Source organism: Streptomyces sp. NPDC030799, from assembly GCF_055572255.1.
In genome coordinates this window covers 1-14,165 of record NZ_JBVIDS010000008.1, presented here as the reverse complement: position 1 = coordinate 14,165, position 14,165 = coordinate 1, and the positions used below count along the sequence as shown (strand labels likewise).

The following is a 14,165-nucleotide window of genomic DNA, read 5'->3' as shown; positions in this document are numbered from 1 at the left end:
TGCAGTATTGACTGAATCAATATGCACGGTAGGCCGGTCTACCCGGTCACTGCGGCCAGTGCGTCCGCCGTACCGAAGCCGTAGAAGCCGTTGTAGTTCCTCGGGCCCTCGCACACGGCGTCGACCTTGCCGTCGCCGTTGATGTCGTACGGGTCCGTGCACGGCGTGGCGTCGGCCTCCGCGTACAGCAGCGCCTTGACCAGGGAGGCCGGAGCGTGCGGATGGGTTGACTTGATCAATGCGGCAACGCCCGCGACATGCGGCGCCGCCATCGACGTCCCGGCCATGTATCCCCACTTGCCGCCCGGCAGCGGGCCGAGGATCTGCCCGCTGGTCGCCGGGGGCGCCGGCTTCTGGTAGGCGGTCGAGTCGCCGCCCGGCGCAGCGATGTCGATCACGCCGAGGCCGTAGTTGGAGAAGGAGGACTTCAGTCCCTTCGCGCCCGTCGCCGCGACCGTCACGACGCCCGGCAGCTGGGTCGGTATGTCGTAGCACGTGTGCGGGTCGACCACCCGGTCCGACGGGGTGCCGTCGTTCGGGGAGGACGGGTCGGTGATCGAGTCGGACGCGAGGTCGTAGTTCTCGTTGCCGGCCGCCGCGACATTGACCGTGCCCTTCCGCTCCGCATACCGCGTGGCCCGGGTGATCGCGTCGACCAGCGCCTTCTGGTCCGGGTCGCCGGTGCAGTTGAAGTACCACGGGTCGGTGTAATAGCTGTTGTTGGTCACGTCGACGTGGTGCTCGGCCGCCCACACGAAACCGCACACCACGGCCTCGGTGTAGAAGTACCCCTTCGGGTTGCCGACCTTGATCCCGGCCACCTCGACCCCGGGTGCCACACCCGTGATGCCGACGCCGTTCTTCGCGCCCGCGATCTCACCCGCCACGTGCGTGCCGTGCGGGCTCTCCGACGCGCTCGGCCGCCAGGCCCCGTCCGTCGTGTCGGGCTTGCCGGACACACAGTTGACGGAGGCCGAACGGTCGAAGTTGGGCGCGATGTCCGGGTGGGTGTCGTCCACACCGGTGTCGATGACCGCGACCGTCACGTCCGGGCTGCCCAGGGTCTTCTCGTGCGCCTTGTCCGCCCTGATGGCCGGCAGGTCCCACTGCAGCGGCTCCAGCGGGTCCTGGCCGTCGGCGGCCCTGGCGCCGGCCACCTGCCCTGCGCTCAGCACCTTCGGCGTGCCCATGTCGGTCGTGGACTGTGCGGGCAGCGGCGCGTTGCGCGTGGCACCGGCCGAGTCAACCCCGCGCACCGTACGGATCTGCCGGGCGAAGCCGGGGTTGGCGGAGTGGACGACGATCACACCGATCCGGTCGTACGCGATCACCACCGAGCCGCCGGCCTCGGCGATCGCCTTCTGCACATGCGCCGGGACGCCGTGTCCCGGCCGGACGTTGACGACATAGCTGAGCAGGGGCCCGTCGGCGGTGGCCGCCGGGCTGTGGTCCGCCGCGGACGCGGTGACGTCGGGCAGGAACGCCAGGGCCGTGGCGAGGGCCATCCCGGCCGGGATCGCGAGGGCGCGGCGGTAGCGCTGCTTGGGCGCTGTCATGGGTCAGTTCTCTCCAGTTCGTTCGCGGTACGAGCGTGCCGTGCGGGAAGTCCGGGAGGAAGCGGCTGCTTCGCTTTGCTACTTGACCGCGCGCAGCGCGTCGACGACGCCGGAGCCGTAGAAGCCGTTGACCCGCTTGCCGCCGACGCAGGTCGCGTCCACGACCCCGTCCCCGTCCCCGTCGTAGGGCCCGCTCGGGCAGCCCGGGTTGTCCGCCTCCGCCTTCAGCAGGGCCTGCAGCTGGGCCGGAGTGGCGTACGGATGCGCCGACTTCAGCAGTGCGGCGACCGCGGCCACGTGCGGCGACGCCATCGAGGTGCCCTGGAGGAAGCCGTACTTGTCGTTCGGCAGCGTGGACAGGATGCGTCCGTTCTTCGACGGCGTGTCCGGGATCTGGTACTTGTCGCCGCCCGGCCCCGCCACGTCGATCACGCCCTGGCCGTAGCTGGAGTAGTACGACTTGGCGCCCTTCACACCCACCGCGCTCACGGTCACCACGCCGGGCAGCTGGGTCGGCACGTCGAAGCACTCGTGCGGGTCGACCGTGCGGGTCGTGGCGGTCGAGTCGTCGGGGCTGGACTCGTCCGTGAGGGCGTTTGCGTCCAGGTCGTCGTTGGAGTTGCCCGCGGCCGCCACATTGAGCGTGCCCTTGCGCTGTGCATACGACTGCGCCCTGTTGACCGCGTCAACGATGGCACGTTGATCGGGATCATCCATGCAGTTGTACAGCCATGGATCAACGTAGTAGCTGTTGTTGGTGATCTGGATGCCGTGGTCCGCGGCGAACACGAAGGCGCAGACCACGCTCTCCGGATAGAACAGCGAGGTCGCGTCCGGCTGGGACACCGTGATGCTCGCGACCTTCACGCCCGGCGCCACGCCCGCCACGCCGATGCCGTTGCGGGCCGCGGCTATCTCGCCGGCCACATGGGTGCCGTGATAGTGATCGGCGTCCGCCGGACGCCAGGCGCCGTAGGTCGTGTCCGCCTTGCCGCTCACACAGTTCGCCGACTGCGAGGCGGAGAAGTTCGGGGCTATGTCCGGGTGGGTGTCGTCCACGCCGGTGTCGATGACACCGACGGTCACGTTCCTGCTGCCAGGGTTGATCCGCGCGGCCTCGTCGGCGCCGATCGCCCGCAGATCCCACTGGTCCGCCTCCAGCGGCTCCTCACCCGCCGTCGCACGCGCGGCGAGCTTCGCAGCCTGCGCCTTCGACAGGACCTGCACCGCGCCCTCGTCGGTCGTCCCCGCGGCGCTCAGCGGCGCCGTACGCGTGGCGCCCGCCGAGTCGACCCCGCGCACCGCGCGCATCCGTGCCCCGAAGTCGGGGTTCGCCGAGTGCACGACGATCACGCCGATCCCGTCGTAACGGGCCACGACGGTGCCGCCGTTGCGGGTGATCTCGCGCTGCACCGACTCGATCGTGCGGTGATCCGTACGGGTGTTGACCACGTACGCGAGATTCGGTCCGTCGTCCGCCGCCCGCGCCGCCGGGGCCGCGACCGGTGCCGCCGAGGCCGTCGACGGCAGGAAACCGAGCGAGGCGGTCAGCGACAGCACGACCGGCACGGCGAGTGCGAGACGGCGTCTGGAGCGCAGATGAGCCATGGGATCTCCACATCATCCGGATACAGAACCGCCCGAGACACAGATCGGTGCTCGGGCAGGTACATGACGGGTGTTGCAGGCAGAAGCTATCCCCCCGCCTCACCCCTCAGCAATGACTTGGCAATGACTCACCAAGAGCGCTTGCGAAAGAACTCATAGGACTTGAACCGGTCCTCGCGTGGCGCCGTGGACCTCGGGCAGGGAGCGCGAGCACCATCGAGCCCCCGTCCACTCACAGCATCCGCAACGCGAGGAGACTCCGTGGCCACCGAGACACCGCCCCCCGCGACACCGGGGGCGCCGCTTCCCTCCACCGAGGAGTTCGTCGATGTGCAGCAGAGCGCGGAGTTCGGGGAACTGCGCCGCGCCCACCGCTCCTTCGCCTTCCCGCTGACCATCGCCTTCACCGCCTGGTACCTGCTGTACGTCCTGCTGTCCAACTACGCGGGTGGCTTCATGGGCACCAAGGTGGCCGGCAACATCAACGTTGCTCTCGTCCTGGGCCTCGCCCAGTTCCTCACCACCTTCCTCATCGCCTGGTGGTACGCCCGGCACGCCGCCGCCGAGCTCGATCCCAAGGCGGAGGCCATCAAGTCCCGGATGGAGGGCGGCGCATGAGCCCCGCGCAGCACACCCTGCTGGCCGCCGGTGAGGCGAGCGAGCACCGGACGCTGATCATCACCCTGTTCGCGGTGTTCGTCGCCGCGACCCTCGTCATCACCGTCTGGGCCGGCCGCCAGACCAAGGACGCCGCCGACTTCTACGCGGGCGGACGCCAGTTCACCGGCTTCCAGAACGGCCTCGCCGTCTCCGGCGACTACATGTCCGCCGCGTCCTTCCTCGGCATCGCGGGCGCCATCGCCCTGTTCGGCTACGACGGCTTCCTGTACTCCATCGGCTTCCTCGTCGCCTGGCTCGTCGCCCTGCTGCTGGTCGCCGAGCCACTGCGCAACTCCGGCCGCTACACCATGGGCGACGTACTGGCCTACCGCATGCGCCAGCGCCCCGTCCGCACGGCCGCCGGCACCTCCACCATCGTTGTGTCGATCTTCTATCTGCTCGCCCAGATGGCGGGCGCAGGCGTCCTCGTCTCGCTGCTGCTGGGCATCACCAGCGACGGCGGCAAGATCGGCATCGTCGCCCTGGTCGGCGTCCTGATGATCGTGTACGTCACCATCGGCGGCATGAAGGGCACCACCTGGGTCCAGATGGTCAAGGCGGTGCTCCTGATCGCCGGCGCCCTGCTGCTGACCTTCCTGGTCCTGCTGAAGTTCCACTTCAACATCTCCGATCTGCTCGGCAGGGCCGCCGACAACAGCGGCAAGGGCGCGGCCTTCCTGGAGCCGGGCCTGAAGTACGGCGCCACCGGCACCACCAAGCTGGACTTCATCTCGCTCGGCCTCGCCCTGGTACTCGGCACCGCGGGCCTGCCGCACATCCTGATCCGCTTCTACACCGTGCCGACGGCAAAGGCCGCCCGTAAGTCCGTCATCTGGGCGATCGGCCTGATCGGCGCCTTCTACCTGATGACCCTCGCCCTCGGCTTCGGCGCGGCGGCCCTGATCAAGCCGGACGAGATCATCGCCTCCAACAAGGCGGGCAACACGGCCGCTCCCCTGCTGGCGCTGCACCTGGGCGGCACCGACTCCAACTGGGGCGCGATCCTGCTCGCCACCATCTCCGCCGTCGCCTTCGCCACGATCCTCGCGGTCGTCGCGGGCCTGACCCTGGCCTCGTCGTCCTCCTTCGCGCACGACATCTACGCCAACGTCATCAGGAAGGGGCAGGCCACCGAGAAGCAGGAGCTCGGCGCGGCCCGCTGGGCGACCGTCGGCATCGGCGCGGTCTCCATCGTCCTCGGCGCCCTCGCCCGCGACCTGAACGTGGCCGGCCTGGTCGCCCTCGCCTTCGCGGTCGCCGCCTCCGCCAACCTGCCGACCATCCTCTACAGCCTGTTCTGGAAGCGGTTCACCACCTCCGGAGCCCTGTGGTCGATCTACGGCGGCCTGTTCACCGCGGTCGGCCTGGTGCTGTTCTCGCCGGTGGTCTCCGGCAAGCCGGCCTCGATGTTCCCCGGCGTCGACTTCCACTGGTTCCCGCTGGAGAACCCCGGCATCATCTCCATCCCCGTCGGATTCCTGCTCGGCGCCGTGGGCACCCTGCTGTCGAAGGAGACCCCGGACGCCGGCAAGTACGCCGAACTGGAGGTGCGGTCCCTGACCGGCACCGGAGCGCACTGACGCCGGTGCACTGAGGTTCGTACGACGGCCGCGTCGTGAAGGGGCTGTAGGGTCCTACGACGCGGCCCCGTCGTACCTCGTCGGATCGGGTCGCTGTCGTTGTCAGCGGTGTCACGTAGGCTCGCAAGTGACGGAAGACAATGACTCCGGGATTCGAGGGAGGGGGCCCACGTGCTCATCGACACCTACGGCCGAGTGGCCACCGACCTGAGGGTCTCGCTGACCGACCGCTGCAATCTGCGCTGCACGTACTGCATGCCCGAGGAGGGCCTGCAGTGGCTGGCCAAGCCCGACCTGCTCACGGACGACGAGATCGTCCGCCTCATCGACATCGCCGTGCGGCTCCTCGGCATCGAGGAGGTCCGCTTCACCGGCGGCGAGCCGCTGCTGCGCCCGGGCCTGGTCGGCATCGTCGAGCGGGTCGCGGCCCTCGCCCCGCGCCCCCAGATGTCCCTCACCACCAACGGCATCGGCCTCAGGCGCACCGCCACCGCCCTGAAGGCCGCCGGCCTCGACCGGGTCAACGTCTCCCTGGACACCCTCCGCCCGGACGTCTTCAAGACCCTGACCCGCCGCGACCGCCACAAGGACGTCCTCGAAGGCCTCCAGGCCGCCCGCGAGGCCGGCCTCACCCCGGTCAAGGTCAACACGGTCCTGATGCCGGGCCTGAACGAGGACGAGGCCCCCGACCTGCTGGCCTGGGCCGTGGAGCAGGACTACGAACTCCGGTTCATCGAGCAGATGCCCCTGGACGCCCAGCACGGCTGGAAGCGGGACAGCATGGTCACCGCCGGGGACATCCTCGCCTCCCTGCGCACCCGCTTCGACCTCACCCCCGAGGGCGCCGACACACGCGGCTCGGCCCCGGCGGAGCGCTGGCTCGTGAACGGCGGCCCGCACCGGGTCGGCGTCATCGCCTCGGTCACCCGCCCGTTCTGCGCGGCCTGCGACCGCACCCGCCTCACGGCCGACGGCCAGATACGCACCTGCCTGTTCGCGACCGAGGAGACCGACCTCCGCGCGGCCCTGCGCTCCGGCGCCCCGGACGAGGAGATCGCCCGCATCTGGAAACTGGCGATGTGGGGCAAGAAGGCGGGAGCGGGCCTGGACGACCCGTCGTTCGTCCAGCCGGACCGACCGATGTCGGCGATCGGCGGCTAGGCGCCTTCGGTTCCAGGAGCCTTTCCGGCTTCAGGCCCCCTCGGGCTTCAGGCCCCCTCGGGCTCCTGCCAGTCCGCGAACCTGACCACGTCCTTCAAGAAGCCCCGCACCCCGAGGAACTGCGACAGATGCTCGCGGTGCTCCTCGCAGGCGAGCCACGTCTTGCGCCGCTCCGGCGTATGGATCTTCGGGTTGTTCCACGCCAGCACCCACACCGCATCGGCGCGGCAGCCCTTGGCGGAGCAGACCGGGGTCTCGTCACTCACAGGTTCGTCTCGGGTTCGTCTCGCAGAAGGGGCGCAAACAAGGCGACGCCGAGCAGCCACGGGGGGAGCTGCCCGGCGTCGGTCCGTCGCTCCGACGGGGGATGCGGAGCGCGTACGCAGTATGTCACGGCTACCCCGCCGACCGGCACTGGAACTGCACGATTGATCTGAGCTTTTCTTGAGCTTGACGGGCGGCGCCGTTCCGCTTCCGCAGCTTCCGGCCGTGTCCGCCATGGTCACACGGGGTCGGGATGCTCACCGCGTGCCCCCGCCGGACGAGCCGCCGAATCCTGCGGAACGGACTGCTCCTGCGTCTCCTCCGCCTGCGGCGGCGTGATCATCGGCCGCATCGGCGTGGTGATGAACGTCGACGGGAGGGACGGCGGCCGCTCCCGGCCCGCGTTCGCGATCACCACGGCGACATAGGGGAGAAGCGCACCGAGCACGAGCGCCACGAACGCGACGTACCGCTCGACGTTCCACAGCGAGACAGCGAGAATCACCGACGCCGTGCGGATCGTCATCGAGATCACGTACCGCCGCTGCCGGCTCCGTACGTCCTCGGCGAGTCCCGTCCGGGCCCCGGTGATCCGGAACACCTGGACGCTGCCGCCGCCGTGCTGTTTCCGCATCACAATCCACCATCCGCACGCATCGGACCCTGCCCGATCTCCCACGTTACGCCGTGGTCACGCCGCCTACGAGACCGGGTGGCCCACTGCCTGCGATGACGTCCCGGCCGGGCGCGCCCGGGGGAGTCCGACATGCGCCGCACGGTCCACCGGCCCACACTGGCCGTAATGCTCACGTCGAGCCGTACGAGGAGGCAGCCATGGGCTGGTTGTGGGCGATCATCGTGGGATTCGTGCTCGGCATCATCGCCAAGGCGGTCATCCCGGGAAAGCAGCACAGTCCGCTGTGGCTGACCACCATCTGCGGCATGCTGGGCGCCATCGTGGGCAACGCGGTCGCCCGCGCCGTCGGCGTAGCGGCGACCCCCGGCATCGACTGGAGCCGGCACATCTTCCAGCTGGTCGCCGCGATCATCATCGTCGCGGCGGTGGACGCCCTCTACATGGCGACTGTGGGAAAGAAGCACGAGCGGGTCGGAGCGTGACGACACGCTGAAGGCAAGCGCCCCGAAAGGGGCGCGGGGCTGAATCGACATGCGGCTCCGCCGCGGGGGCGCGAGAACCCCGACGAAAGCCGCACTTCGCGGAGCACCCACGCCCCTGTGGCGCTACCCGGCAACGACCTCCACAGCCGCCAGGTTCTTCTTGCCGCGCCGCAGCACCAGCCACCGCCCGTCCAGCAGGTCCTCCTTGCCCGGAACGGCGTCCTCCGAGGCGACCTTGACGTTGTTCACGTAGGCCCCGCCCTCCTTCACCGTCCGCCGCGCAGCGGACTTGCTGGCCACGAGACCGACCTCGGCGAACAGGTCGACCACCGGACCCAGCTCGGCGACCTGGACGTGCGGCACCTCCGACAGCGCCGCCGCCAGCGTCCGGCTGTCCAGCTCCGCCAGCTCTCCCTGCCCGAACAGGGCACGGGACGCGGCGACCACCGCGGCCGTCTGGTCGGCCCCGTGCACCAGCGTCGTCAGCTCCTCGGCGAGCGCACGCTGCGCCGCTCGGGCCTGCGGACGCTCCTCGGTCTGCCGTTCGAGCTCCTCCAGCTCCTCGCGGGACTTGAAGGACAGGATCCGCATGTACTTCGAGATGTCCCGGTCGTCCACGTTCAGCCAGAACTGGTAGAACGCGTACGGCGTGGTCATCTCCGGGTCGAGCCAGACGGCGCCGCTCTCGGTCTTGCCGAACTTGGTGCCGTCCGCCTTGGTCATCAGCGGGGTGGCCAGGGCGTGCGCCTCGGCGCCCGGCTCCAGCCGGTGGATCAGGTCGAGACCCGCCGTGAGGTTGCCCCACTGGTCGCTGCCGCCCTGCTGGAGCGTGCAGCCGTACCGCCGGTACAGCTGCAGGAAGTCCATGCCCTGCAGGATCTGGTAGCTGAACTCCGTGTAGCTGATGCCCTGGTCCGACTCCAGACGGCGGGCCACGGAGTCCTTCGTCAGCATCTTGTTGACCCGGAAGTGCTTGCCGATGTCCCGCAGGAACTCGATCGCGGAGAGGTTCGCGGTCCAGTCGAGGTTGTTGACCATGACGGCCGCGTTCTCGCCCTCGAAGGACAGGAACGGCTCGATCTGGGCGCGCAGCTTGCCGACCCAACCGGCCACCGTCTCCGGGTCGTTCAGCGTGCGCTCCGCGGTCGGGCGCGGGTCGCCGATCAGGCCCGTCGCGCCGCCCACCAGCGCCAGCGGCCGGTGCCCGGCCTGCTGCAGCCGGCGCACGGTGAGCACCTGCACCAGGTGCCCCACGTGCAGTGACGGCGCTGTCGGGTCGAAACCGCAATAGAACGTGACGGGACCGTCCGCGAGCGCCTTGCGCAAAGCGTCCTCGTCAGTGGACAGGGCGAACAGCCCGCGCCACTTCAGCTCGTCGACGATGTCCGTCACGGTTCTCGTGTCTCCTCGGTGATCTTCGGGCGGCCGGGTGACCCCGACCACGAACGCCTACGAGGTTATACGCCCTGACTGACAGAGCTCATGTTGAAATCCGGGATCCGCAGCGCGGGCATCGCGGCCCGCGTGAACCAGTCGCTCCACTCGCGGGGCAGCGTCTTCTCCGTACGGCCCGCCTCCGTGGCCCGCCGCAGCAGGTGCACCGGCGACTCGTTGAACCGGAAGTTGTTCACCTGCCCGGTCACCTCGCCGTTCTCGACGAGGTAGACGCCGTCCCGGGTCAGGCCGGTGAGCAGCAGCGTCGCCGGGTCGACCTCGCGGATGTACCACAGACAGGTCAGCAGCAGGCCGCGCTCGGTGCCCGCGACCATCTCCTCCAGCGAACGGTCGCCCCCGCCGTCCAGGATCAGGTTCCCCAGCACCGGGGCGACCGGCAGCCCGGTCAGGCCCGCGCTGTGCCGGGTGGTGGTCAGGTGCTTGAGCACGCCCTCGCTGATCCACTCCGTGCTGTGGGTCGGCAGACCGTTGTCGAACACGGACTGGTCGCCGCCGGAGGAGTGGGCGACCACGAAGGGCGGGCACTCCAGACCCGGCTCGTTCGGGTCGCTGCGCAGGGTCAGCGGCAGCTCGCTGAGCCTCTCGCCCACGCGCGTGCCGCCGCCCGGCTTGGAGAACACCGTCCGGCCCTCGGCGGCGTCCCGGCCCGATGCCGACCACAGCTGGTAGATCAGCAGGTCCGCGACCGCACTCGGCGGCAGCAGCGTCTCGTACCGGCCGGCGGGCAGCTCCACGCGCCGCTCCGCCCAGCCGAGCCGTACGGCCAGTTCGGCGTCGAGCGCCCCGGGGTCGATGTCCTTGAAGTCCCGCGTGGCGCGGCCCGCCCAGGCCGAGCGCGTACGGTCGGGCGACTTGGCGTTCAGCTCCAGCGTGCCGGTGGGCTGGTCGTGCCGCAGACGCAGCCCGGTGGACGTGCCCAGGTACGTCGACACCAGCTCGTGGTTGGCGAAGCCGTACAGCTCACGGCCGCCCGCACGCGCGCGTGCGAACGCCTCGCCGAGCGCCGGCGCGAAGTCGGCGAACACCGCGGAGGAGGTCTCGGCCGGCGCGTCCGTGAAGTCGGGCGACTGCGGCACATCAGCGACCAGCGGCTGTGCGTCCTCGGCGGGCCCCGCCCCCCGCGCGGCGGCCTCGGCGGCCCGCACCAGCGGCTCCAGCTCCTGAGCGGTGACCGCCGAGCGCGACACGACACCGGAGGCGGTGCCCTCCTTGCCGTCCACGGTCGCGATCACGGTGAGCGTACGACCGCGCGTCACGCCGTTCGTGGTGAGCGCGTTGCCCGCCCAGCGCAGGTTGGCGGTGGAGTGCTCGTCGGCGATGACGACGCAGCCGTCGGCCCGGGACAGCGCGAGCGCCTGCTCGACGATCTCGTGCGGCTTGTGGGTACGGGCGCTCATCGACCGGCCTCCTGCGTGGTGTTCAGAATGTTGACGCCCTTGAAGAGGGCGGAGGGGCACCCGTGCGACACGGCGGCCACCTGTCCGGGCTGGGCCTTTCCGCAGTTGAAGGCGCCGCCGAGGACGTAGGTCTGCGGACCGCCAACAGCCGCCATCGAGCCCCAGAAGTCGGTGGTGGTCGCCTGGTAGGCCACGTCCTTCAGCTGCCCGGTGATCCGCCCGTTCTCGATCCTGAAGAAGCGCTGCCCGGTGAACTGGAAGTTGTACCGCTGCATGTCGATCGACCAGGACCGGTCACCGACCACGTAGATGCCCCGGTCGACGCCCCCGATCAGGTCCTCCGTGGACAGCCCGGCCGGATCCGGCTGCAGGGACACGTTGGCCATGCGCTGCACCGGCACATGGGCGGGGGAGTCGGCGTACGCGCACCCGTTGGACCGGTCGAACCCGGTCAGGCGCGCGATCCGCCGGTCCAGCTGGTAGCCGACCAGCGTGCCGTCCTTCACCAGGTCCCAGGACTGCGCCGCGACGCCCTCGTCGTCGTACCCGATGGTCGCGAGCCCGTGCTCGGCGGTGCGGTCCCCGGTGACGTTCATCAGCTCGGAGCCGTACCTCAGCTTGCCCAGCTGGTCGAAGGTGGCGAAGGAGGTGCCGGCGTACGCGGCCTCGTAGCCGAGTGCCCGGTCCAGCTCCGTGGCATGCCCGATGGACTCGTGGATGGTCAGCCACAGGTTGGACGGGTCGACCACCAGGTCGTACAGGCCCGGCTCCACGCTCGGCGCCCGCATCTTCTCGGCGAGCAGCTCCGGGATCCGCTCCAGCTCGGCGTCCCAGTCCCAGCCGGTGCCGGTCAGATACTCCCAGCCGCGCCCCACGGGCGGCGCGATGGTCCGCATGGAGTCGAACTCCCCGCTCGACTCGTCGACCGACACGGCGGTCAGCTCCGGATGCAGCCGCACCCGCTGCTGGGTCGTCACGGTCCCGGCGGTGTCGGCGTAGAACTTGTTCTCGTGCACGGTGAGCAGCGAGGCGTCCACGTGATTGACGCCGTCCGCGGCCAGCAGCCGCGTGCTCCACTCCGCGAGCAGTGCCGCCTTCTCCTCGGCGGGCACGGAGAAGGGGTCGATCTCGTACGACGAGATCCACGTCCTGTCGGCGTGCACCGGCTCGTCGGCCAGCTCCACGCGCTCGTCCGAACCGGCCGCCTTGATCACCTGCGCGGACAGCTTGGCCATGGCCACGGCCTGCGAGGCGACCTTCGCGGCCGCGTCGAGGGTCAGGTCCACCCCGGACGCGAAGCCCCATGTGCCGCCGTGCACGACCCGCACCGCGTACCCGAGATCGGTGGTGTCCGACGAACCGGCGGGCTTGGCGTCGCGCAGCCGCCAGGACGCGCTGCGCACCCGCTCGAGACGGAAGTCCGCGTGCTCGGCCCCGAGCGCACGCGCGCGTGCCAGCGCGGCGTCGGCGAGGGCCCGTAGGGGAAGCGCGGTGAAGGCTTCGTCGATGGAATGGGGCACGGAGGTCTCCCTGCTGTCGTGGCCTGTCGGTCCGATCATGTCCTGGCAGCGGCCCGGCGGACCACATGTTTCAGGCCCGGACCCGGGGCGTTCTGTAGGGATCCGACAGCGACACCCCCTCGCCACTGTCGGTGCCCGATTGCCCACACGCGCGGCGCGACCGATAGGTTTTCGATGAAGCCGCCTGTCATCCAGGTGTTCGGGCGGGTTGTCGGACATCTGCAGACCGCTATCGAAAGGGTGATCCGTTGAGCCGCTCGGTTCTCGTCACCGGAGGCAACCGGGGCATCGGCCTCGCCATCGCCCGCGCATTCGCCGACGCCGGCGACAAGGTCGCCATCACGTACCGCTCGGGTGAGCCGCCGGCCGGCTTCCTGGCCGTCAAGTGCGACATCACCGACCCGGAGCAGGTGGAGCAGGCCTACAAGGAGATCGAGGACCAGCACGGTCCGGTCGAGGTCCTGATCGCCAACGCCGGCGTGACCAGGGACCAGCTCCTGATGCGCATGTCCGAGGAGGACTTCACCTCGGTCATCGACACCAACCTCACCGGCACCTTCCGCGTCGTCAAGCGGGCCAACCGCGGCATGCTGCGCGCCAAGAAGGGCCGCGTCATCCTGATCTCGTCCGTGGTGGGCCTGCTCGGCTCGGCGGGCCAGGCGAACTACGCCGCCTCCAAGGCCGCCCTGGTCGGCTTCGCGCGCTCCCTGGCCCGTGAGCTGGGCTCGCGCAACCTCACCTTCAACGTCGTCGCGCCCGGTTTCGTCGACACCGACATGACCAAGGCGCTCACCGACGAGCAGCGCCAGAACATCGTGTCGCAGGTGCCGCTCGGCCGTTACGCGCAGCCCGAGGAGATCGCCGCGACGGTGCGGTTCCTCGCTTCGGACGACGCCTCGTACATCACTGGAGCCGTCATCCCCGTTGACGGCGGACTGGGAATGGGTCACTGATCACCATGAGCGGAATCCTCCAGGGCAAGCGCGTCCTGATCACCGGCGTGCTGATGGAGTCCTCCATCGCCTTCCACGCGGCCAAGCTGGCCCAGGAACAGGGCGCGGAGATCATCCTGACCGCGTTCCCGCGGCCCACCCTGACCGAGCGCATCGCCAAGAAGCTGCCGAAGCCCACCAAGGTCATCGAGCTGGACGTCACCAACGACGAGCACCTCGGGCGGCTGGCCGACATCGTCGGCGAGGAGCTGGGCGGCCTCGACGGCGTCGTGCACTCCATCGGCTTCGCGCCGCAGGACGCGCTCGGCGGCAACTTCCTCAACACGCCGTTCGAGTCCGTGGCCACCGCCATGCACGTCTCGGCGTACTCCCTGAAGTCGCTGACCATGGCCTGCCTGCCGCTGATGCAGAACGGCGGCTCGGTCGTCGGCCTCACCTTCGACGCCCAGTACGCCTGGCCGCAGTACGACTGGATGGGCCCGGCCAAGGCCGCCCTGGAGGCGACCAGCCGCTACATCGCCCGCGACCTGGGCAAGCAGAACATCCGCTGCAACCTCATCTCGGCCGGCCCGATCGGCTCCATGGCCGCCAAGTCCATCCCGGGCTTCGCCGAGCTGGCCTCGGTCTGGGACTCCCGCGCCCCGCTGGAGTGGGACCTCAAGGACCCGGAGCCGGCCGGCAAGGGCATCGTCGCCCTGCTGAGCGACTGGTTCCCGAAGACCACCGGCGAGATCATCCACGTGGACGGCGGTCTGCACGCGATCGGCGCGTGACCGCTGCCGCTCACAGCTGACCCACGGCCGGGGCTGGAAGGAAGTCCGGTCGGTGTGGATCAGCCACCAGAGGGAGCGCTGAACCGGCCCGGGCGGCACAGGAACGGATAGCTCGCGGC

13 protein-coding genes are annotated in these 14,165 nt (G+C 70.0%); 6 read left to right on the top strand and 7 right to left on the bottom strand.

What is annotated here, in order from left to right; all coding sequences use genetic code 11:
- Window positions 1-38: 38 nt before the first annotated feature.
- Together ACZ41I_RS20745 and ACZ41I_RS20740 are read right to left on the bottom strand one after the other, a co-directional pair.
- Window positions 39-1,556 carry a S8 family peptidase gene (locus ACZ41I_RS20745; RefSeq protein ID WP_399770441.1) on the bottom strand — a complete coding sequence of 506 codons (1,518 nt, stop codon included), beginning with the start codon at window positions 1,554-1,556 and terminating at the stop codon, window positions 39-41.
- Between the two features lie 78 nt (window positions 1,557-1,634).
- Complete coding sequence (locus ACZ41I_RS20740) at window positions 1,635-3,164, bottom strand: S8 family peptidase (protein WP_468514754.1); 1,530 nt, start codon at window positions 3,162-3,164, stop codon at window positions 1,635-1,637.
- A gap of 261 nt (window positions 3,165-3,425) precedes the next feature.
- On the opposite strand from ACZ41I_RS20740, the gene ACZ41I_RS20735 reads away from it, so the two are divergent.
- The 3 genes from ACZ41I_RS20735 to moaA all read left to right on the top strand — a co-directional run bounded on the left by ACZ41I_RS20735 (window position 3,426) and on the right by moaA (window position 6,565).
- Window positions 3,426-3,782: a DUF485 domain-containing protein gene (locus ACZ41I_RS20735; RefSeq protein WP_399770446.1), complete on the top strand. Its 357-nt coding sequence runs from the start codon at window positions 3,426-3,428 to the stop codon at window positions 3,780-3,782.
- Window positions 3,779-5,404: a solute symporter family protein gene (locus tag ACZ41I_RS20730; RefSeq protein WP_363218797.1), complete on the top strand. Its 1,626-nt coding sequence runs from the start codon at window positions 3,779-3,781 to the stop codon at window positions 5,402-5,404. The genes ACZ41I_RS20735 and ACZ41I_RS20730 overlap by 4 nt, the downstream gene beginning before the upstream one ends.
- A 171-nt stretch (window positions 5,405-5,575) precedes the next feature.
- On the top strand, window positions 5,576-6,565 hold the full coding sequence (moaA, locus tag ACZ41I_RS20725) for a GTP 3',8-cyclase MoaA (RefSeq protein WP_363218798.1): 990 nt from the start codon (window positions 5,576-5,578) through the stop codon (window positions 6,563-6,565).
- Between the two features lie 47 nt (window positions 6,566-6,612).
- On the opposite strand, the gene ACZ41I_RS20720 is transcribed toward moaA, so the two are convergent.
- Together ACZ41I_RS20720 and ACZ41I_RS20715 are read right to left on the bottom strand one after the other, a co-directional pair.
- Complete coding sequence (locus ACZ41I_RS20720; protein WP_363218799.1) at window positions 6,613-6,831, bottom strand: hypothetical protein; 219 nt, start codon at window positions 6,829-6,831, stop codon at window positions 6,613-6,615.
- 236 nt (window positions 6,832-7,067) lie between these two features.
- The gene (locus tag ACZ41I_RS20715) at window positions 7,068-7,463 is read right to left on the bottom strand and encodes a DUF3099 domain-containing protein (RefSeq protein ID WP_399770451.1); all 396 of its coding nucleotides are present in this window, start codon (window positions 7,461-7,463) and stop codon (window positions 7,068-7,070) included.
- Between the two features lie 200 nt (window positions 7,464-7,663).
- Here ACZ41I_RS20715 and ACZ41I_RS20710 point away from each other — a divergent pair, with 200 nt between their 5' ends.
- Complete coding sequence (locus ACZ41I_RS20710; protein WP_399770454.1) at window positions 7,664-7,948, top strand: GlsB/YeaQ/YmgE family stress response membrane protein; 285 nt, start codon at window positions 7,664-7,666, stop codon at window positions 7,946-7,948.
- A 123-nt stretch (window positions 7,949-8,071) separates the two neighbouring features.
- Here the strand turns inward: ACZ41I_RS20710 and tyrS are convergent, their stop codons facing one another.
- From tyrS to ACZ41I_RS20695, 3 genes are all read right to left on the bottom strand, one after another.
- Window positions 8,072-9,340 carry a tyrosine--tRNA ligase gene (gene tyrS / locus ACZ41I_RS20705; protein ID WP_363218802.1) on the bottom strand — a complete coding sequence of 423 codons (1,269 nt, stop codon included), beginning with the start codon at window positions 9,338-9,340 and terminating at the stop codon, window positions 8,072-8,074.
- Window positions 9,341-9,405: 65 nt separating this feature from the next.
- Entirely contained in the window at window positions 9,406-10,800 is a 1,395-nt protein-coding gene (locus ACZ41I_RS20700) for a metallopeptidase TldD-related protein (protein WP_468319929.1), read from the bottom strand.
- Window positions 10,797-12,359, bottom strand: coding sequence for a TldD/PmbA family protein (locus ACZ41I_RS20695; protein WP_468319927.1), 1,563 nt, complete (start codon window positions 12,357-12,359; stop codon window positions 10,797-10,799). Before ACZ41I_RS20695 ends, ACZ41I_RS20700 begins: the two co-directional genes overlap by 4 nt.
- A 209-nt stretch (window positions 12,360-12,568) precedes the next feature.
- On the opposite strand from ACZ41I_RS20695, the gene fabG reads away from it, so the two are divergent.
- Together fabG and fabI are read left to right on the top strand one after the other, a co-directional pair.
- Window positions 12,569-13,273: a 3-oxoacyl-[acyl-carrier-protein] reductase gene (fabG, locus tag ACZ41I_RS20690; protein WP_360093361.1), complete on the top strand. Its 705-nt coding sequence runs from the start codon at window positions 12,569-12,571 to the stop codon at window positions 13,271-13,273.
- 5 nt (window positions 13,274-13,278) lie between these two features.
- On the top strand, window positions 13,279-14,046 hold the full coding sequence (gene fabI / locus ACZ41I_RS20685; RefSeq protein ID WP_363218805.1) for an enoyl-ACP reductase FabI: 768 nt from the start codon (window positions 13,279-13,281) through the stop codon (window positions 14,044-14,046).
- The last annotated feature ends 119 nt before the right edge of the window (window positions 14,047-14,165 follow it).